The 19725-nt window shown below is 73.1% G+C and carries 15 protein-coding genes; 3 read left to right on the plus strand and 12 right to left on the minus strand.

Annotated elements, in window-relative coordinates; translation table 11 throughout:
• Positions 1-82: 82 nt before the first annotated feature.
• Complete coding sequence (locus ACF062_RS15810; protein ID WP_392138894.1) at positions 83-655, minus strand: DUF3017 domain-containing protein; 573 nt, start codon at positions 653-655, stop codon at positions 83-85.
• A 313-nt stretch (positions 656-968) separates the two neighbouring features.
• Complete coding sequence (locus tag ACF062_RS15815; protein WP_219690951.1) at positions 969-1829, minus strand: bifunctional methylenetetrahydrofolate dehydrogenase/methenyltetrahydrofolate cyclohydrolase; 861 nt, start codon at positions 1827-1829, stop codon at positions 969-971.
• A gap of 255 nt (positions 1830-2084) precedes the next feature.
• On the opposite strand from ACF062_RS15815, the gene ACF062_RS15820 reads away from it, so the two are divergent.
• Positions 2085-2711: a hypothetical protein gene (locus tag ACF062_RS15820; protein WP_392138492.1), complete on the plus strand. Its 627-nt coding sequence runs from the start codon at positions 2085-2087 to the stop codon at positions 2709-2711.
• Positions 2712-2811: 100 nt separating this feature from the next.
• Here ACF062_RS15820 and purH read toward each other — a convergent pair whose 3' ends face one another.
• Complete coding sequence (purH, locus tag ACF062_RS15825; protein ID WP_392138896.1) at positions 2812-4383, minus strand: bifunctional phosphoribosylaminoimidazolecarboxamide formyltransferase/IMP cyclohydrolase; 1572 nt, start codon at positions 4381-4383, stop codon at positions 2812-2814.
• Between the two features lie 11 nt (positions 4384-4394).
• On the minus strand, positions 4395-5048 hold the full coding sequence (gene purN, locus ACF062_RS15830; protein WP_392138494.1) for a phosphoribosylglycinamide formyltransferase: 654 nt from the start codon (positions 5046-5048) through the stop codon (positions 4395-4397).
• A 271-nt stretch (positions 5049-5319) separates the two neighbouring features.
• Between purN and ACF062_RS15835 the strand changes: the two genes are divergently transcribed.
• Positions 5320-6099, plus strand: coding sequence for a hypothetical protein (locus ACF062_RS15835; RefSeq protein WP_392138496.1), 780 nt, complete (start codon positions 5320-5322; stop codon positions 6097-6099).
• A 38-nt stretch (positions 6100-6137) separates the two neighbouring features.
• Here the strand turns inward: ACF062_RS15835 and ACF062_RS15840 are convergent, their stop codons facing one another.
• Positions 6138-7958 carry a DUF6350 family protein gene (locus tag ACF062_RS15840; RefSeq protein WP_392138497.1) on the minus strand — a complete coding sequence of 607 codons (1821 nt, stop codon included), beginning with the start codon at positions 7956-7958 and terminating at the stop codon, positions 6138-6140.
• 151 nt (positions 7959-8109) lie between these two features.
• Here ACF062_RS15840 and ACF062_RS15845 point away from each other — a divergent pair, with 151 nt between their 5' ends.
• On the plus strand, positions 8110-9360 hold the full coding sequence (locus ACF062_RS15845) for a helix-turn-helix domain-containing protein (RefSeq protein ID WP_392138499.1): 1251 nt from the start codon (positions 8110-8112) through the stop codon (positions 9358-9360).
• 134 nt (positions 9361-9494) lie between these two features.
• Here the strand turns inward: ACF062_RS15845 and sucD are convergent, their stop codons facing one another.
• From sucD to ACF062_RS15880, 7 genes are all read right to left on the minus strand, one after another.
• Positions 9495-10379: a succinate--CoA ligase subunit alpha gene (sucD, locus tag ACF062_RS15850; protein ID WP_127912796.1), complete on the minus strand. Its 885-nt coding sequence runs from the start codon at positions 10377-10379 to the stop codon at positions 9495-9497.
• 21 nt (positions 10380-10400) lie between these two features.
• Positions 10401-11579 (minus strand): ADP-forming succinate--CoA ligase subunit beta, encoded by a 1179-nt coding sequence (gene sucC / locus ACF062_RS15855; protein WP_392138501.1) that lies wholly within the window; start codon positions 11577-11579, stop codon positions 10401-10403.
• Positions 11580-11912: 333 nt separating this feature from the next.
• Positions 11913-13148, minus strand: a complete 1236-nt coding sequence (locus ACF062_RS15860) for a hypothetical protein (RefSeq protein ID WP_392138503.1) — start codon at positions 13146-13148, stop codon at positions 11913-11915.
• A gap of 132 nt (positions 13149-13280) precedes the next feature.
• The gene (locus ACF062_RS15865; RefSeq protein WP_392138504.1) at positions 13281-14267 is read right to left on the minus strand and encodes a hypothetical protein; all 987 of its coding nucleotides are present in this window, start codon (positions 14265-14267) and stop codon (positions 13281-13283) included.
• 133 nt (positions 14268-14400) lie between these two features.
• Positions 14401-15570, minus strand: coding sequence for a VWA domain-containing protein (locus ACF062_RS15870; protein WP_392138506.1), 1170 nt, complete (start codon positions 15568-15570; stop codon positions 14401-14403).
• A complete protein-coding gene (locus tag ACF062_RS15875; protein WP_392138508.1) occupies positions 15567-18455 on the minus strand; it encodes a DUF5682 family protein in 2889 nt (962 codons plus the stop codon). The genes ACF062_RS15870 and ACF062_RS15875 overlap by 4 nt, the downstream gene beginning before the upstream one ends.
• Complete coding sequence (locus ACF062_RS15880; RefSeq protein WP_392138509.1) at positions 18452-19576, minus strand: AAA family ATPase; 1125 nt, start codon at positions 19574-19576, stop codon at positions 18452-18454. Before ACF062_RS15880 ends, ACF062_RS15875 begins: the two co-directional genes overlap by 4 nt.
• Positions 19577-19725: the final 149 nt, after the last annotated feature.

Genomic DNA, 19725 nt, shown 5'->3' on the forward strand with positions numbered 1-19725 from the left:
CGTGCCGCCCGTAACGTCGTGGACCGGCGGTGGCCCGGCGCTTCGGGGGAGGACGGGCCACCGTCGCGGGGGGCGCCGGGCGCTAGCTGCTGATCGTGAAGTGCAGCGTGTCGTCCAGGAAGGGGATCTCCAGCCACGGTTCGGGCTGCGCCATCATCGCGAGGAGCACGATGGCGGTGCCGAGCGCCCCGTAGGTGACCATGTCCGTGAAGCGCGAGCGCACCGCCAGCATGCCGACGTCCGGCACGGCCCACCGCAGCAGGGCACCGCCGACGAGCGCGAGGCCGACCAGCATGGTGCCGACACGGAACACGTCGAGCGCGGTCAGCAGCAGCCCGAGCCCGACCAGCGAGGCGACCCCGAGCAGCGGCCACTGCCGGGCGGGCGCGGGCGCGTCCCCGGACGCCGCACGGCCGCCGCCCTCGGGCCGCGCGGTGTCCCGAGTGAACAGCGGAAACCGACGCGAAACCTTCCGCGGCTGCCCATCGGGACCGGGGGCGCTGACGGCGCCCTTTGCCTGGACGGTCTCGGGGGTCTCGGGGGCGGCTGTGGCGCCGGGGGCTTCGGAGGCGCCGGGGGTCACGGTGACGCGGGGGGCTCCGGAGGTGCCAGGGGTGTCTGTGACGCCGGAGGCTTCGGAGGCGCCGGGGGTCACTGGGGCCTCGGAGGTCTCTGCGGCCCCGAGGGCCTCAGCGGTCCCGGAGGTCTCAGGGGTCCCGGAGGTCTCAGGGGTCCCGGAAGCCTCCGCCACCCCCACCCCCGCGGAAGCCCCCGACGACTCGGTCACCTTTGGGGAACCCGGAGCCTTGGCGATCTCCGGAGCCTCCGGAGCCTTCGCGATCTCCGGGGCCTCCGGCATCTCCGAGGTCCCCGGAGTCTTCGGGGGCACCGGAGCCTCCGGGCGCCGCGGAGCCGGCCTGGCCCCCCGCTCGGGTTCTGCGTTCATGAGCTGCTCGCCCCTTCCCGGGTCAGCTCGCGGCAGCGATTCGCTCGGCGGCCTCGACGACGTTCACCAGGAGCTGGGCGCGGGTCATCGGGCCCACCCCGCCCGGGTTCGGGGAGATCCATCCGGCGACCTCGGCGACACCCGGGTGGACATCGCCGACGATCTTGCCGCTCTCGTCGCGCGATACGCCGACGTCCAGGACGGCCGCGCCCGGCTTCACGTCCTCGGGCTTGATGAGGTGCGGGACGCCCGCCGCGGCCACGATGATGTCGGCCCGCTTCAGGTGCGCCGCCAGGTCACGCGTACCGGTGTGGCACTGCGTGACCGTCGCGTTCTCCGACTTGCGGGTGAGCAGGAGCGGCATCGGCCGGCCGATCGTCACGCCGCGGCCCACGACCACGACCTCGGCGCCCTTGATCTCCACGTCGTGCTGCCGCAGCAGCCGGATGATGCCGTACGGAGTGCACGGCAGCGGCGCCGGCTCGTTCAGGACGAGGCGGCCGAGGTTCATCGGGTGCAGACCGTCGGCGTCCTTGTCCGGGTCCATGAGCTCCAGGACGCGGTTCTCGTCGATGCCCTTGGGCAGCGGCAGCTGGACGATGTAACCGGTGCACGCGGGGTCTTCGTTGAGTTCGCGGACGACCGCCTCGATCTCCTCCTGGGAGGCGGTGGCGGGCAGTTCGCGCTGGATGGAGGCGATGCCGACCTGCGCGCAGTCGCGGTGCTTGCCCGCGACGTACTTCTGGCTGCCCGGGTCGTCACCGACCAGGACGGTACCGAGTCCGGGCGTGACGCCCTTCTCCTTCAGGGCCGCCACGCGGGCGGTCAGTTCGGACTTGATCGCGGCTGCGGTGGCCTTGCCATCGAGAATCTGGGCGGTCATGACCCCATCTTCCCGGATGAGACCCGCCCGGTACCAATCAGGGCGCCCCCTCGGCCGCATGGCGGCCCACCGGCTGATCAGCGAGGTTGCACTTGCACAACACATACGGAATGCGGCTGGACAAATAAGCCGCGCCTAAAGAACGATAAGCGGCACAGTGCCGCGGGCAGTGTCGGGGGGACGGACCGCATCTGTAAGACCTACCTCCGTGATGTGCCGCGTCGTCCCCGCACTACCCGACGGAGGAAGACCGCCATGAGTTACGGCGACCCGAACAACCCCTACGGGCAGCCGCCCCAGCAGCCCCCGGCCGCTCCCGGGTACGGCTATCCCCAGCAGGGCCCGCCCGGCGTCCCGCCCCAGCAGGGCTACGGCTACCCGCAGCAGCCGGCCTACCCCGGCTACCCGGGCGGCAACATGATGCCGCAGTCGATGCCGGGCCTCCTGGTCACCGCGCGCGTCTTCCTGTTCCTCATCTCGGCGGTGCAGATCCTCTTCGCCATCATCTACCTCTACGCGGGTGCGATCGCCAGCGACGCCGGTGACAGTGGCGAGGACTTGGGCCTCTCCGGCATGGGCGAGGCCGGGGACGCGGTGGCCGGGATCGCGATCATCGCCGCCCTGATCGCGGCCGGGCTCGCGGCCCTCTCCATCACACTCGGCGTGAAGTTCAGCCGGGGTGGTCAGGGCGTCCGGATCACCACGGTCGTCTACGGCGCGCTCGGCGGGGTCGTCGGCCTGATCATGCTCTTCATCGGCCTGGACACCGGCTTGGCGAGCGCGATCATCGGCCCGCTCATCTGGGTCGTCTTCGCCGTCATCATCACGGTGGCGCCGGTCGTCCCCAGCGGCACCGCGTGGTTCAACCGCCCGCGCTACTGAACGACTTGGCCCTCCGTACGGGGCACGACCGGTGGCCGCGTCCTCCCCGAGGGGAAGGACGCGGCCACCGTCATACGGTCATACGTACGTCAGGTGCCGCTCAGTGGAAGAAGTGCCGCGTCCCCGTGAAGTACATGGTGACGCCCGCCTTCTTCGCCGCCTCCACGACCAGCTCGTCGCGGACCGAACCGCCGGGCTGGACCACGGCCTTGACGCCCGCCGAGGTCAGGATCTCCAGGCCGTCGGGGAAGGGGAAGAACGCGTCGGACGCGGCGTAGGAACCGCGCGCCCGCTCCTCGCCCGCCCGCTCGACGGCGAGCTTCGCGGAGTCGACGCGGTTGACCTGGCCCATGCCGACGCCGACCGAGGCGCCGTCCTTGGCGAGCAGGATCGCGTTGGACTTGACCGCGCGGCACGCCTTCCAGGCGAACGCCAGCTCGGCGAGCTCGCCCGCGTTCAGCGCGTCGCCCGTGGCGAGCGTCCAGTTGGCGGGGTCGTCGCCGTCGGCCTGGAGCCGGTCGGTGACCTGGAGCAGCGCGCCGCCGTCGATCTGCTTGACCTCGACCGGGTTCGCCGGCGCCCGGTGGGCGCGCAGCACGCGGATGTTCTTCTTCTTGGTCAGGACGTCGAGGGCGCCGTCCTCATACTCGGGCGCGACGATGACCTCGGTGAAGATGTCGGCGACCTGCTCCGCCATCTCCTTGCTCACCGGGCGGTTCACCGCGATGACACCGCCGAACGCGGAGAGCGGGTCGCAGGCGTGCGCCTTGCGGTGCGCCTCGGCGACGTTCGCGCCGATCGCGATGCCGCACGGGTTGGCGTGCTTGATGATCGCGACGCAGGGCTCGTCGTGGTCGTACGCGGCACGGCGCGCGGCGTCCGTGTCCGTGTAGTTGTTGTACGACATCTCCTTGCCGTGCAGCTGCTCGGCCTCGGCGAGGCCGCCCGTGCCGTCGACGTAGAGGGCGGCGCCCTGGTGCGGGTTCTCGCCGTAGCGGAGGACGTTCTTGCGCTCGTACGTGGCGCCGAGGAAGCCGGGGTGGCCGGAGTCGTCCACGGCCGCGTAGTCCGCGGCGAACCAGCCGGCCACCGCCACGTCGTACGCGGCCGTGTGCTGGAACGCTTCTCCCGCGAGCCGCTTGCGCGCGGTCAGGTCGAAGCCACCGGCCCTGACCGCCGCGAGGACGTCCGCGTACCGCTTCGGGTCGGTGACGACCGCGACGGAGGGATGGTTCTTGGCGGCGGCGCGGACCATGGAGGGGCCGCCGATGTCGATCTGCTCGACGCACTCGTCGGGAGTGGCGCCCGAGGCGACGGTCTCCTTGAAGGGGTAGAGGTTCACGACGACGAGCTGGAAGGGTTCGACGCCCAGCTCGGCGAGCTGGTCGCGGTGGTCCGCCAGGCGCAGGTCGGCGAGGATGCCCGCGTGGACCTTGGGGTGCAGGGTCTTGACCCGGCCGTCCAGGCACTCGGGGAAGCCGGTTAGTTCCTCGACCTTGGTGACGGGGACGCCCGCGGCGGCGATCTTCGAGGCGGTCGATCCGGTCGACACGAGCTCGACGCCCGCCTCGTGCAGCCCGCGCGCGAGGTCTTCGAGGCCGGTCTTGTCGTAGACGCTGACGAGCGCGCGCTTGATGGGGCGCCGCGCGGCGTTCGAGTCGGCAGCGTTCATAGCTTCGGCGGTCACGGGATAAGAACCTTTCGTCCCTCAATGCGGTAGCCGTGCCGGGCCAGACGCCCCACGACATCGACGAGCAGCGTGCGCTCGACTTCCTTGATGCGCTCGTGCAGAGCGCTCTCGTCATCCTCTTCCCTGACCTCGACCACGCCCTGGGCGATGATCGGGCCGGTGTCGACGCCGTCGTCGACGAAGTGGACGGTGCAGCCGGTGACCTTCACGCCGTACGCGAGCGCGTCGCGCGCGCCGTGGGCCCCCGGAAAACTGGGCAGCAGGGCGGGGTGGGTGTTCACGAACCGCCCGCCGAAGCGCGCGAGGAACTCCTTCCCCACGATCTTCATGAACCCGGCGGAGACCACCAGGTCCGGTCCGTGCGCGGCCGTCGCCTCGGCCAGGGCCAGGTCCCACTCGTCGCGGGTCGCGTGGTCCTTCACCCGGCAGACGAAGGTCGGGATCCCGGCGCGTTCGGCGCGCTCCAGGCCCGCGATGCCCTCGCGGTCGGCGCCGACGGCGACGATCTCGGCGCCGTAGGCCTGCGCGCCCTCGGCGTGAATGGTGTCGATCAGGGCCTGGAGGTTCGTCCCCGACCCGGAGACCAGCACGACGAGTCGCTTGGGGCGCGCGACCACGGCGCTCTCGGCCACGGCGCTTTCGGCCACAGCGGGGCCCTTTCTCGGGAGGTGCGTCTTTGTACGGTCGTACGAAGGCTTCGAGCCCCGCGATACGGGGAACTCTACGAAGCGGCCGACCGTCAGCAACGATACCGGCACACGGAACCGCCCCTCACGGGACGGGGGCGCGCGCGGAAGGTAGCGTCTGTGGAAAAGGCGCCAATACCGACGATCGCCGGGTGGCCGAGCCGCACGCGGTGCCGCATGCGGGCTCCACGGCTCTCCACCACGGCTCTACCAAGGGGAAGACGCACACCAGATGCCGGACCGTAGCCGCCCTTCGTCTCCACCGCAGGACTCCGACTCCCAGGGACCGGAGTCCCGGGGCTCGGGCTCCCAGGGCACGGGCAAGGACGACGACAACCCCTTCGCGCCGCCGCCGGAGGGGACTCCGGACCGGCCGTGGCAGCCACGCCGCCCCACCGACGGCCCCGAGGGCTCTTCGCCCGACGGCTCCGGTGAGGGCCACGGCTCTCCCTGGGGCAGCCAGTGGAGCGACCGGCAGCCCGGCCGCTCCCCGGGCGGCTTCGGCGAGCGCCCCGGTCAGCGGGGCGGCCCCGGCCAGGAAGGCCCCTCCGGTCCCGGCGGCGGTGGCCTGCGCTGGGACCCGACGGACCCGTCCCAGCGCCGCGCGCGCTACGCCCTGCTCTCGGGCATGTGGGCCTTCTTCTTCGCACTGTTCGGCTGGCGGTACGTGGCGTTGCTGCTCGGCGCCCTCGCGCTGATGTGGGCCATCCAGTCGCTGCGCGCGAAGCCGCGTACGCCGGACCCGACGCGGCCCGCGGCCGGCGCCGCCCAGGGCGGTCGGGCACAGGGCGAGCCGTCGTCCACGCGGCCGCAGACGACGGCCGCGATCAGCGGTCTGGTGACGGGCGCGCTGGCGCTGGTCATGGTGGCGGGGACCTTCACGGCACAGCTGGTGTACCGCGACTACTACACGTGCGTGGACGACGCGCTCACCACCACGTCGAAGCAGTCCTGCGAGGATCTCCTGCCCGAGCAGCTGCGTCCGCTCCTCGGCGAGCAGGACGACGACTGACCGCTGCCCCTCTGCCTCACCGGTGTCTCACGGCTGTCTCACGGCTCGGAGGGCCGTTCCCCGGCCTCTCTCAGCGCCCGCCGACGGGCTTCGCCGGACGCTTCCTCGGCCGTCGGCAAGAAGGGGTACCGCTCGGAGCCGTGCCGGTCGGTGGTGGTCCCGGGAGGCGGAGCCGGGGCCGGGCCCGAGGCGGCGGCCGGGGCGTGCGTCGTCACCTCGGCCGGGGCGCCGCCGCGCCGCGCGAGGACCACGCGGGAGAGTCCGAGGCGGGGCAGGCCCAGGCCGGGGCGTCCCCAGCGCGGCAGCCGGGGCCGCGGGAGCCGCGCCCCTCGGGGGGACGGCAGCGTCCACGCCCGGCGTCCGGCGCCGGAGGCCTCCCCCGCGTCGGACCGTGCCGCCGCGTTCGCACTCCCCTTCCCGGTCCCGTTCCCCTTCCCCGCCCTCCCCCCGCGCCCCGCCGCGCCGCCGGTACTGATACCGCCGCCCGTCCCGGACCTCTCCCTCTCCCCGGCCCCGGGCACCGCCGCCCCCGCCCCGCGCCCCGCGCCCGACCGCTTCCGCAGCCGCCACGCGCGCAGGATCACCGCCGTCGGCACCGCGATCGGCAGGGTCCAGCACAGCGCCGCCGCCCCGGTCCGCCACCACACCGGCCCGAACTCCGCGAGCACCGCCACGCCCATCGGCCCGCCCGCCGACGCCGCGAGCCCCGCCGTGGCCACCGCGCACACCACCGCCGCCCCCGCCGCCCCGGCAGCCGTGCGCCCCAGCGACCAGGCCTCGTCCCGCTCCCCGAAGTCGGGCGCCGCCGACTGGACCGTGCACCACGCCACCACGAGCCCCGCCACCACCGGCACCACCCCCACCGCCCAGTCGAACGGCGTCCCGGGCCCCGCCTCGGGCAACGCCTCCAGCAGTGGGATCCGCGGCAGCCGCGGGCCCGCGTCCACGGCGAGGGGGGTGGCGACGCTTCCCGCGCCGACCGCGAAGCCCGCGCCGAGGCCGTACGCCGCGCCCCACACCGCCGCGTTCGGCACCAGCGCGAGGGCCAGCAGCAGTACTGCGAACTGCCCCGACCGCACCTCCGTGACCTGCGCGAACGCCTCCGTCACCGGCCCCGCGCGCAGCACGAGCGCCACCGCGACCAGCAGCGCGCCGCCGCCGACGAGCGCCACCGCCCCGGCCGCCCCGGCCCGCGCCACGGCGAGCGTTCCGCCGCGTACGAAGAGCCCGCGTACAAGAAGAGCCCGCAGTACCCGGGGAAGAACGGCGAGCGGGGGCCGCAGGGGAGCCGGGAGGGGGCCGCGCGGGCGGCCGAGCGCCGCCCACACCCCGCACGCCGCCGCGCCCGCCGCGAAGACGGGCAGGTACAGCAGCGCGTCGAGGAGATCCGGCCGCAGCTCACCGCCCGACGCGTACACCGTCGCGGCGACGCCGACCAGCAGATAGCCGCTCACCACCCCGCACCACGCCGTGCCCACCGGGTGGCCCAGGTCCTCCGGGTCGGCCGCGTCCCGCGCCGCCCGGTACACGAGCCAGGCCGGCAGGGCGGAGAGCAGCAACGGCGTCACACCGACCGGCACGGACGCCCCCGAGAGCGTGTCCGCCCGGACCAGCTCCGTGCCGTGGGCGAGCAGCCACAGGCTCGCCGCGATGTGCAGGGCCCCGTCGGGGCCGCTGTCCGGATACGGCGAGCTGATCCACAGGGCGATCACCAGCACGGCGAGCGAGCCGAGACCGAGGCCCGCCGCGACGGCCCCGCCCGCCAGGCAGGTCGCCAATCCGGGGGAACGGTCACGGGACTGTTCGCTCAACAGCTTCACGAGGGGCGGCGAGGCGCTGTGATCGGTCGTCTGGGTCACCCGGCCATGCTCCCAACGACACGCGCTTTCTCCTCGTAACAGGCGAATACCGGATGTGTCGCCCAATATACGTTTATGTACTTTTTCGTTCGGCGGCTCGGCTGCGCCCTGCCCTCCGCCGCACGTCGGCCCACGGTGCGGAGAGTCCGACATGCCCCAGAGCCCTGCCACGTCTCTGCCGTCCCCCAAGGAACGCCGCAGGCTGCGCGAGGCGAAGTCGCTGAGCCAGGCCGCCCTCGCCGCGAAGCTGGGCGTCTCGCGCGAAACGGTCCGCTCCTGGGAAAGGGGCCGCACGCACCCCCTGGGCCGCACCCATGAGGCGTACGCGGAATTCCTGACCGCGGTCGCCGAGGAACAGACCGGAAAGGCGGCACCCGAAAAGGCGGCACCCAAGGAGACCGCACCCGCACCCAAGGCCACCCCCGGCGCCTCGCCCGCCCGCCGGAACCCGCGGACGCAGCCCGCGGAGGCCGCGAGGTCGACGACGCGGCCCGAGCCCCCCGCCAAGCGCGCGGCGGGGCCCCAGACACCCACCGCCGTGGCCGCTGCCCCGGCCGCGGTGACCGGCCATCCCCACCGCGGCCCGGCCCCCGCGCGCCGGGCGGATCTCACTCCTGCCCAGGCCTTCGACGCCCTCTGCGAGGACACCGCCCCCGCCCTGGTCCGCCAGACCTATCTGCTCACCGGGCGCCGCACCCTCGCCCAGGAAGCCGTCGAACGGGCATTCCAGCAGGCCTGGCACCGCTGGCCGGAGGTGGCCGTGGACCGTGACCCGGCAGGCTGGGTCCGCGCCGCCGCGCACGAGTACGCGATGTCGCCCTGGCACCGCTTCCGGCCGCGCCTGCACTTCCCGGACGCCCCGCCCGCCGAACCGGCCGACCGCGTCCTCTTCGGCGTACTCCTGAGCCTGTCGCCCGCCCAGCGCCGCGCCCTGCTGCTCTACGACGGCCTCGGCCTCGACCTGCCCGACACGGCGGCCGAGACCGAGGCGAGCACGCCCACCACCGCGAACCGCCTGCTGTACGCGCGCGAGGTCATCGCCGAGCGGCTGCCCGACCTGGCCGACCCCGAGACCCTGCACCGGCGCCTCGGCGAACTGGCCGCCACGGAGAAGCTCCGGTCGCCGAAGCCGGAACGCGTACGGATCACCGGTGAGCGCCGCGCCCGCCTCTGGACCCGGGCGGCCATCGCCCTCACGACCCTGATCGTCGGGGCCACGGCCCTGACCCTGCGCACGGCCCCGACCCGGTACGAGCCGCCGCAGTCCCCGGGCAAGGCCGTCAGCGGCGTACCGGCCCGGATGGGCCCGGGCCCTCTCACGTACCAGGACACGAAACTGCGCGAGAAGCTCCGCGCGGAACTGACGACGGGCCGCCACCGCCTGGCCCCGCAGCCGGAATAACGCCCCTGGAAGGGGCCCCTTCCAGGGTCGCGGGGAATCGCGCGACCGGCCCCCGTCGGCCCGCAGGTGAAAAACACGAAGTGGGCCCGCACCTCAACAGAGATGCGGGCCCACTTTCAACGCCTGAAGCGAGCTCAGCCCGCCAGGATGGCCCGTGCCAGCTTGGCCGTCTCGGTCGGCGTCTTGCCGACCTTGACGCCCGCGGCCTCAAGGGCCTCCTTCTTGGCCTGCGCGGTGCCGGAGGAGCCGGAGACGATGGCGCCGGCGTGGCCCATGGTCTTGCCCTCGGGCGCCGTGAAGCCCGCGACGTAGCCGACGACCGGCTTCGTCACGTTGGCCTTGATGTAGTCCGCCGCACGCTCCTCGGCGTCGCCGCCGATCTCGCCGATCATGACGATCAGGTCGGTGTCGGGGTCGGCCTCGAACGCCTCCAGGGCGTCGATGTGCGTCGTGCCGATGACCGGGTCGCCACCGATGCCGACGGCCGAGGAGAAGCCGATGTCACGCAGCTCGTACATCATCTGGTACGTCAGCGTGCCGGACTTCGAGACCAGGCCGATGCGGCCCGGCTTCGTGATGTCGCCCGGGATGATGCCGGCGTTCGACTGGCCCGGAGTGATGAGACCGGGGCAGTTCGGGCCGATGATGCGGGTCTTGTTGCCCTTCGACTTCGCGTACGCCCAGAAGGCGGCGGAGTCGTGGACGGCGATGCCCTCGGTGATGACGACGGCGAGGGGGATCTCGGCGTCGATCGCCTCGACGACGGCGGCCTTGGAGAAGGCCGGCGGCACGAAGAGGACGGAGACGTTGGCGCCCGTCTTCTCCATGGCCTCCTTGACGGTGCCGAAGACCGGAACCTCGGTGCCGTCGAAGTCGACGGACGTGCCGGCCTTGCGCGGGTTCACGCCGCCGACGATGTTCGTGCCGTCACCCAGCATGAGCTTGGTGTGCTTCATGCCCGTGGCACCGGTCATGCCCTGGACGATGACCTTGCTGTCCTTGTTGAGGAAGATAGCCATGGCTGTTCTGTCCCTCGTCCCTTACTTCGCGGCCGCGAGCTCGGCGGCCTTGTCGGCCGCGCCGTCCATGGTGTCCACACGCTGCACGAGCGGGTGGTTGGCGTCGCTCAGGATCTTGCGACCCAGCTCCGCGTTGTTGCCGTCGAGGCGCACGACCAGCGGCTTCTCGACCTTCTCGCCCTTGGAGGCGAGCAGCTCCAGGGCCTGCACGATGCCGTTGGCGACCTCGTCGCACGCGGTGATGCCACCGAAGACGTTGACGAAGACGGACTTGACGTCCGAGTCGCCGAGGATGATCTCCAGGCCGTTCGCCATGACCTCGGCGGAGGCGCCGCCACCGATGTCGAGGAAGTTGGCGGGCTTCACACCGCCGTGCGCCTCACCGGCGTACGCGACGACGTCCAGGGTGCTCATGACGAGACCCGCGCCGTTGCCGATGATGCCGACCTCGCCGTCGAGCTTCACGTAGTTGAGGCCCTTGGCCTTGGCGGCAGCCTCGAGCGGGTTGGCTGCGTCCTTGTCCTCAAGGGCCTCGTGGTCGGCCTGGCGGAAGTCGGCGTTCTCGTCGAGCGAGACCTTGCCGTCCAGGGCCAGGATGCGGCCGTCCTTGGTCTTCACCAGCGGGTTGACCTCGACGAGGAGCGCGTCCTCGGCGACGAAGGTCTCCCACAGGGTCACCATGGCCTCGGCGACACCCTCGGCCACCTCGGCCGGGAACTTCGCCTGGGCCACGATCTCGCGGGCCTTCTCGATGTTCACGCCCTCGACGGCGTTGACCGGGACCTTCGCGAGGGCCTCGGGGGTCTTCTCCGCGACCTCCTCGATGTCCATGCCGCCCTGCACCGAGGCCATGGCCAGGAAGGTGCGGTTGGTGCGGTCGAGGAGGTACGAGACGTAGTACTCCGCCTCGATCTCCGGAGAAAGCTCGGCGATCATCACCTTGTGGACCGTGTGGCCCTTGATGTCCATGCCGAGGATGTCCGTCGCGCGAGCGACGGCCTCGTCCGGGTTCGCCGCCAGCTTCACGCCGCCGGCCTTGCCGCGGCCACCGACCTTCACCTGCGCCTTGACGACCGACTTGCCGCCCAGTCGCTCGGTGGCCTCGCGCGCCGCCTCAGGCGTGTCGATGACTTCACCGGCCAGCACCGGTACACCGTGCTTGGCGAAGAGGTCCCTCGCCTGGTACTCGAACAGGTCCACGCGCGTCCGTCCCTAATCCGTGATCTCGCTGCGATCTCGCTGCTTTGGTGTCAGCTGTCTGCGTGGGCGTGCCGCGAAGGGCAACGTGACTGCGCTGTCACAAGGGAGGCGTAGGACGGAGTCCGATACGCGGCATGTCCGTCTCGCAGGTTATCGCCGTGGGCCGTGGGTCCCTAAATCGCAGATCACATTTGGGCGGTGATGACGGTCACAGAGCCGCCCCTTACGGCGAGAGGGGCCACGACCGGCCGCGGCGGTCACCACGGCAAACGGGCGGCCCCCGCTGCGTCAGGGGCCGCCCGTTTACTTCAGTCGCTCCAGTTGCTCCCGCGATCAGGCGGTGTACGACGTGTACGGGGCCTGGGGGGTCTGCGGGGCCTGCGGGGCCTGCGGCGCGTGCGGGGTGTAGGACGCGATCGAGTCGTACGTCGGCAGGTAGTCCGGCGCGACGTCGGCGCCGACGCCCTGGACGCCGGTGACGGCGTTGCCGGCGAGCGCCTGGGCGTCGGGGGTGACGGTGCCGGTCAGGTCCTGCGCGAAGGGCTGGACGTGTGAGACGACGCCGCCTGCGAAGGGCCGTACGTCACCCGTGACGCCCTGCGCCAGGTTGTCCGCGCTGCCGCCGACGCCCCCCACGACGGGGTTCACCTGGTCCACGACGGTCTGCACGAGCGGCGTGACCGAGCCGACGACGCCGCCGGCGAACGGCCGCACGTCCTCGTCCACGACCGTCTGCGCGAACGGCGGCACCTGTCCGACGACCCCGGCCGCGAACGGCTGCACGTCGCCGACCACGCCCTGCGCGAGGTACGACGCGTCCCCGACGGCCTGCCCGGCGACGGGCAGGAGCCCCTCGACGGCGGTGGCGGCGATGGGCGGCAGCACGGCGGCGGCGGTCTCGTCGACGATCGGCGAGGCGGCGGCGATGGTGGCGGTCGTTGCGGTGGTGGCGGCGCCCTGGGTGTCGGCGGCGGTGCCCTCGGCGTAGGCGCCTGTGTTCTGGGCGTAGGTGGCGGTGCCTTCGACGTAGGCGGTGGTGTGCTCGGCGTAGGCCGGGGCGTGCGCGGCGGCGCCCTGGGCCTCGGCGGGGGCCTGGGTGAGATCCGGGGCGAAGGCGGAGAGGGGGCCGAACAGGTAGTCGACCTCGTCCGCCGCGTCGACCTGCGGGAGCGCGCCGTCGACGTACTGGCGGGCCTGGTCCTGGAGGTGGCCCGTGAGCGCGGTCTTCTTCTCGGCCTGGGCGGTGGTCTTGGCCGCGGTCTTCTTGGCCTGGGTCGCGGCCTTCTCGGCCTTGGCCGTGGTGGAGCCACCGGTGGCCTTGGAGGCCTTGGAGGCCTTGGAGGCCTTGTCATGGATACCGGACACCTTGGCCTTGGCCGTGGCCTTCGCTTCCTGGGCCTTGATGCCGGTGGCCTCGTCGGTGACGTCGGAGACCGCGTCCGACGCCTGGTCCGGGAGCGCGACGGAGTGCTGGGGCAGCTCGTCGGCGCTGGCGACGGCGGAACCGAGCGCCCACGCACCGGTGACACCGGCGGCTATGACGATGGAACGACGGATGTTCTTGTTCATGCTCGCGTGATCCTTCGAATTCTTGCTCTGGCTGTGGATCCGGTCCGCGGGAGTCCTTCGCAGGAGTCCGGCGGCCGGCGGGCAGACCTGTCCCGCCCCCGCGCGGCAGGTCATCGCGGGGAAAGGGCTGCCCTAGCCAGGGAATTCGGGGATGTCGCGGTGCCGGTCGCGGATCGGCGCGGAGTCCGCGGGACGCCCGGGCCCCGCGAGCAGCCGGACCGGCGCGCGGCTGTCGAGCGCGGCGGCGCACTGATCGCCGTGGCGCGACGCGTTGCCGTCCACGGCGGTGGCGTTGCCGAGCCGGCCTCCGGGAGCGGCGGGCGAGGGCGAGGGCGTGTGGCCCGCGCCGTATTCACCCACGGCCTTGCCGCTGCCGCTGTGGGCGCCGACGCGGTGGCCCGGGAGCCAGGCCGCGGTGGCGTACGGCGACTCTGCCCGCGGCCCGGCCCACCGCTCGGCACGGTGCTTCGGCCCGGAAGCGGAACCGTCGTCGCCCCGCGCCCCGCCCTCCGAAGCGGCGTCGGGCGCGGGCATGGGCGCAGGCGTGGCTCCGGGAGCCGGGGCGGGATCGGCGTCGCGGCCGGGGCCCTCCCCGTCGCCGTCGCCCCCGTCGCCGACGCCCGGAAGCTGCGGCTCCGGAATCCACCGGGCCGGCGGCGGCGTCTCGCGCAGGGCGTCGGTGACGTCATCCACGGCCTTGCCGACCGGGAGTTCGGTTCGCGGCACCTCGGGCTTCACGACCGGCTCGATGCTGTACCGCAGGGCGGCGGCCCGGGTCACCGGCCTTGTGGCGGGCTCAGCTGCGGTTTCGGCTGCCGCCTCGGTTTCGGCTGCGGCTTCGGTGGCCGCAGGGTCAGTGATCGACTCGGTGACGGCCGCGCCGCCCGAGTGCCGGGCAACCGGAACCGGCTCGGCAGACCGCGCCGACTGGACCCCTTCCAAGGGGCGCGACGGAACGCCTTCCACCGCCTGCGCCCGCTCCCCGAAGAGGAGCCCGAGAACCAGCAACCCCAGCAACCCACCCAGCACCAGCGCCACGCGCAGCGCACGTCGCCCGGTCACCGTGCACGCGAGGCGCACGGCGGCTCCGGACGGAGCGGCTGCGGAAGCGGGAGTCAAGGCGGGGAGAGTCCTCTGCTGAGGGGAAGGTCCGTCTCACGGCGCGGCGGAACGCGTCGCTCCGCGGGTGAGGCGCGTCGATCCTCGCACGGGACGCCCGCCGTCGCGCAAGCCCCCTGCCACCGATGGGCAGTCATGTCCGGTTCCCCATACTGATGTCCGGTATGGGAAGCGGGCGCCTTTCGATCGCCGCGGCCATCACCTCCGGGAAGAGGTCCGGCGTACAGGCGAAGGCCGGCGCGTCCAGCGCGGCGAGCGCCGCCGCGTGCTCGCGGTCGTACGCGGGCGTCCCCTCGTCGGAGAGCGCGAGCAGCGTCACGAACTGCACTCCGGAGGCCTTCATCGCCGCGACCCGCTTCAACATCTCGTCGCGTATGCCGCCTTCGTAGAGGTCGCTGATGAGGACGACGACCGTCTCGGCGGGCCGGGTGATCTGCGACTGGCAGTACGCCAGGGCGCGGTTGATGTCCGTCCCGCCGCCCAGCTGGGTGCCGAACAGGACGTCCACCGGGTCGTCGAGCTGCTCGGTGAGGTCCACGACGTTGGTGTCGAAGACGACGAGGCGTGTGTTCAGCGAGCGCATGGAGCCGAGGACGGCCCCGAACACCGAGGCGTAGACGACGGACGCCGCCATCGAGCCCGATTGGTCGACGCAGAGGATGACGTGCTTCTTCACGGACTGCGACGCCCGCCCGTACCCGATGAGCCGTTCGGGGACGACCGTCCTGTACTCCGGCTGGTAGTTCTTGAGGTTGACCGCGATGGTGCGGTTCCAGTCGATGTCGTGGTGGCGGGGCCTGCTGACGCGCGCGCTGCGGTCGAGCGCGCCGGTGAGCGTGGAGCGGGTCCTGGTCGCGAGCCGCTTCTCCAGTTGCTCGACGACCTTGCGCACGACGGTCCGCGCGGTCTCCTTGGTCGTCTCCGGCATGGCCTTGTTGAGGGAGAGCAGCGTGCCGACCAAGTGCACGTCCGCCTCGACGGCCTCCAGCATCTCGGGCTCCAGGAGCAGCGTGGAGAGCCCGAGCCGGTCGATGGCGTCGCGCTGCATGACCTGGACGACGGACGAGGGGAAGTACGTCCGGATGTCGCCGAGCCAGCGCGCGACGGACGGCGCGGATCCGCCGAGCCCCGCCGAACGGTCCCGCCCCCGGCCCTCCTTCCCGTTCCCCGCGCCGTAGAGCGCGGTGAGTGCGCTGTCCATCGCCGCGTCCTGCCCGGCGAGCGCGCGTCCCGTCCCGTCGGCGCTGTCCCCGCCGAGCACGAGGCGCCAACGCCGCAGCCGCTCATCCGTCATGCCGGTCATCCCGCCACCCCCACCGTGTCGTCGCTCTCCCTCTGTGCCATGCCGAGCAGCAGCCGCACGGTCGGTACGGCGGCGTCCGCGCGCGCGGCGTCGATCACCTCGCCGAAGCCGGGCACACCGCCCCCGCCCACCACGGGCCCGGCCCCCGGCGCCCCACGCCGCACCAGCTCCCCCAACGTCCGCCGCACCCCGGGCTCGTACGCCGAGAACGTGCGCCGCAGCAACGGCAGTACGTCGATGAAGGCGTCGTCCGACACGCCGCTCAGCCAGTCGTCGACCAGGCCGAGCAGCCGCTCGTCGTGCACGAGGAGCATCCCGCCCCCGGACCCGCCCCCGACGAAGCCCTCGATCCAGGCGGCGGCTTCGGCCGGTTCACTCCCCCGTGACAGGGCGAGCCCCATCAACCGGGCGACTTCGTCGCCCGCCAACTCCCCACCGTCCAACAACAGCCGCACACACCGCCCCCGCACAACCCCGGCAACCGCTTCCCGCCGCGCGATCACACGCAGCACGGAGCCCCATCGCGCCCGTATCCCGTGCACGCCGTCCCTGCCGGGGACGGCCGGCCCTCTCCCCTGGGCACCGTCCGCCGACATCCCGTGCGGGCCCTCCCCGCCGGGGGCGGCCCGTCCTCCCCCACGGGTGCCATCCGCCGGTATCCCGTCCGTACCCTCCCCGTCAGGAGCACACCGCCCTCTCCCCCGGGCGCCGTCCGCCCGAATCCCGTGCGGGCCCTCCCCGCCGGAAGCGGCCGCCCCTTCCCCTCGGCCATCGTCTGCCGGCATCCCGCCCGATCCCTCCCCGCCAGGAGCGGCCGATCCTCCCCCTCGGGCACCATCCGCCCGTACCCCGCCCGCACCCTCCCCACCAGAAGCGGCCGATCCTCCCCCTCGCGTGCCGTCTGTCGATGCCCCGTCCGCGCCCTCCCCGCCAGGAGCGGCCCGTCCTCCCCCACGGGCACGGCCCGTCGGCATCCCGCCGGGGGCAGCCGGTGCCCCTGTGACGCCGTCCCGTTCACGCCCGGCCTCGGCGAAGCCCGCAGGGGACTCATCGGCAGAGCCCGCGCGGAACTCCCCGAGCAGCCCGACCGCCTGGTGGACGGCGTCCACATGCCCCCGCATCTCCAGGGCCGCGTCCGTGCCGAGCCCCACGCAGGCGCCCGGCAGCCCCACGAAAACCCGCTCGGCTAGTCCGAGGGCGACTTCGCCGAGAGCCCCCGTGTCCGTCCCCCGCACGTCTCCGTAGCGAAGCGAGCGCACGAGGGCGGGCAGGGCCTGCGCGAGGTGCCCGACGTCCGCGTCCAGCGCCGCCCGGTCGGCGAGCACCCGCATCACGACGGGCAACGCCTCCGGCAGCTCCGCCAGCAGACACCGTTCGGCGAGCGCGGTGACATCGGAGAGGCCCACCGCCCCGACCGCGTCGGCCGACGCCTTGCCGGTGGCCGCGCCGAGGACCGTGGTCCCCCACACCCCGGCCTCCGCGACCCGCACGGACAGCTCCGGCTCCCACCGCAGCCGCCAGGTCTCCCGGAACGTCCCCGTGCTCCCCCGGGACCGCTGCGGCCGACCCCAGTCGACGCCGAGGAGCCGCAGGCGGTGCAGCAGCCTGCTGCGGGCCGCGTCCGTCTCCTTGCGGAGGTCGAGCTCCACCTCCCGCTCCAGCGCCTCCGGTTTGAGCCGCAACCTGCGCTGCGCACGCGTGAGGTCGCGCTGGAGCGGCACGGCGGGCGCCGACTCCGGGACCTCCCCCAGCACGTCCCCGACGACGAGCCTGTCGTGCACGAGGGCGAGCGGCACGTCCGAGCCCTCGCACATCACCGCCCGCACGGCGTCGGTCGTCTCGCTGAGCCCGGCCAGCGGCCGCCCCCGCATCGCGGCCAGCGCCTCGGCGAGCCGTACCGCCTCGATGACGTGCGCGGACGACACGAGCCGGTCCTCGTCACGCAGGAGCCCCGCGACCTTCGTCATCCAGCGCTCCAGGGGCCGGTCGGCCGCGGCGAACAGGTGGCCGTACCAGCCGGGGGAGGCGATCCCCGCCCCGTACCCACTGGCGCGGGAGAGGCGGCGGTGGGTCCAGGGAACCCACGTCATCTCGGCCTTCACCTTCGGGAGCCCCTTGAGCAGCGCCCGGTCGGCGGCCACGGTGGCCTTGCACCGCAGCGCGGGCACATGCCAGGCCCCGCACACCACCGCCACGCGATCGGGGCCGAACTCCTTCTGTGCGGCGCGCATCTGGAGCCTCATATGGGCCTCGCGGGCCAGGTCACGGCTGTGCCCGCCGTCTCCGTAGACCTCGCGCAGCGCCTCCATCGCGTCGCTCACCGCCTCGAACGGCGCGAACGCGTCACCGCCCGCCTCCCGGTGTTCGACGACATCCTCCCACCAGCGCTCGGGGTCGTCGTATCCGGCGATCTCGGCGAGGACTGCGATGGGGTCGATCCGTACGGCGTCCTCACCCTCCTCAGGCACACCACCCCCCTCGGGCACATCAGGCTCGTCGGACTCACCAGGCTCGTCGGACTCGTCTGGCTCGTCGGACTCGTCAGACTTCTCCGCCCGCGCCAGCGAGTGCGCCGCCGGCAGGTCGATGAAGCGGACCGGCACATCCCGCTCCACGGCCCACCTGATCGCCACCCACTCCGGAGAGAACTCGGCGAGCGGCCAGAACGCCGAGCGACCCGGCTCGTCCACGACGTGCGCGAGCAACGCGACCGGCGGCCGCATTCCCTCGTCACCGGCCAGCCGCACCAGGGGGTCGGCCTCCGGCGGTCCCTCGACGAGGACGACGTCCGGCCGCGCCTCGTCGAGCGCGGCACGCACCGCGCGGGCCGACCCGGGCCCGTGGTGCCGCACCCCGAGCAGCAGCGTCCCGCCCGCCCCCGTCATGCGCTCACCTCTCGGCACGCGCGGTAGAAGTCCTTCCAGCCGTCCCGCTCCCGCACCACCGTCTCCAGGTACTCCTGCCAGATCACGCGGTCCGCCGCCGGGTCGCGCACCACGGCGCCGAGGATGCCCGCCGCCACGTCGCCGGGGCGGAGGACGCCGTCCCCGAAGTGGGCCGCCAAGGCGAGGCCGTTGGTGACGACGGAGATCGCCTCGGCCGTCGACAGCGTGCCGCTGGGCGACTTCACCTTCGTACGCCCGTCCGCCGTCACGCCGTCGCGCAGCTCGCGGAAGACGGTCACGACACGGCGTATCTCGTCCAGGCCCTCAGGGCCCGCGGGCAGGTCGAGCGAGCGGCCGATCTGATCGACACGGCGCGAGACGATGTCGACCTCGGCGTCGGCGCTCTCCGGCAGGGGCAGCACGACGGTGTTGAAGCGGCGGCGCAGGGCGCTCGACAGGTCGTTGACCCCGCGGTCGCGGTCGTTCGCGGTGGCGATGAGGTTGAAGCCCCGTACGGCCTGGACCTCTTGGCCCAGCTCGGGGATGGGGAGCGTCTTCTCCGACAGGATCGTGATGAGCGTGTCCTGCACGTCGGCGGGGATGCGGGTCAGCTCCTCGACGCGCGCCGTCATCCCGTCGGCCATCGCCCGCATCACGGGGCTCGGCACGAGCGCGTCGCGGCTCGGGCCGTGGGCGAGGAGCTGGGCGTAGTTCCACCCGTACCGGATGGCCTCTTCCGGGGTGCCCGCCGTGCCCTGCACGAGCAGCGTCGAATCCCCGCTGACCGCGGCCGCGAGATGCTCCGACACCCAGGTCTTGGCGGTGCCGGGCACACCGAGCAGCAGCAGGGCGCGATCGGTGGCGAGCGTGGTGACGGCGACCTCGACGATGCGGCGCGGCCCCACGTACTTCGGCGTGATCACGGTGCCGTCGGGCAGCGTGCCGCCGAGCAGATACGTCGCCACGGCCCACGGGGAGAGCTTCCACCGCTGCGGCCGCGGCCGGTCGTCCTGCGCGGCGAGGGCGGCCAGCTCGGCGGCGAAGGCGTGCTCCGCGTGCGGTCTCAGGACCGTGTCCTGATTCGCGGTCGCGGACGCCGTCGGGTCGATGGAAACGGTCATGGAGCGATCCCCCTCCAGCTCGTCCGGGCACATCTGGCCCGGATGTGTCTCCACCGTGCACCACGCCACTGACAATCGACCCGCGCACGGCGCTGACCTGCCCAAATCCCTGCCGCCAGAGCGATTGTCAGTGGTGGCGCCTACCTTCG

This window comes from Streptomyces sp. NPDC015345 (assembly GCF_043078805.1).
Lineage (GTDB): Bacteria > Actinomycetota > Actinomycetes > Streptomycetales > Streptomycetaceae > Streptomyces.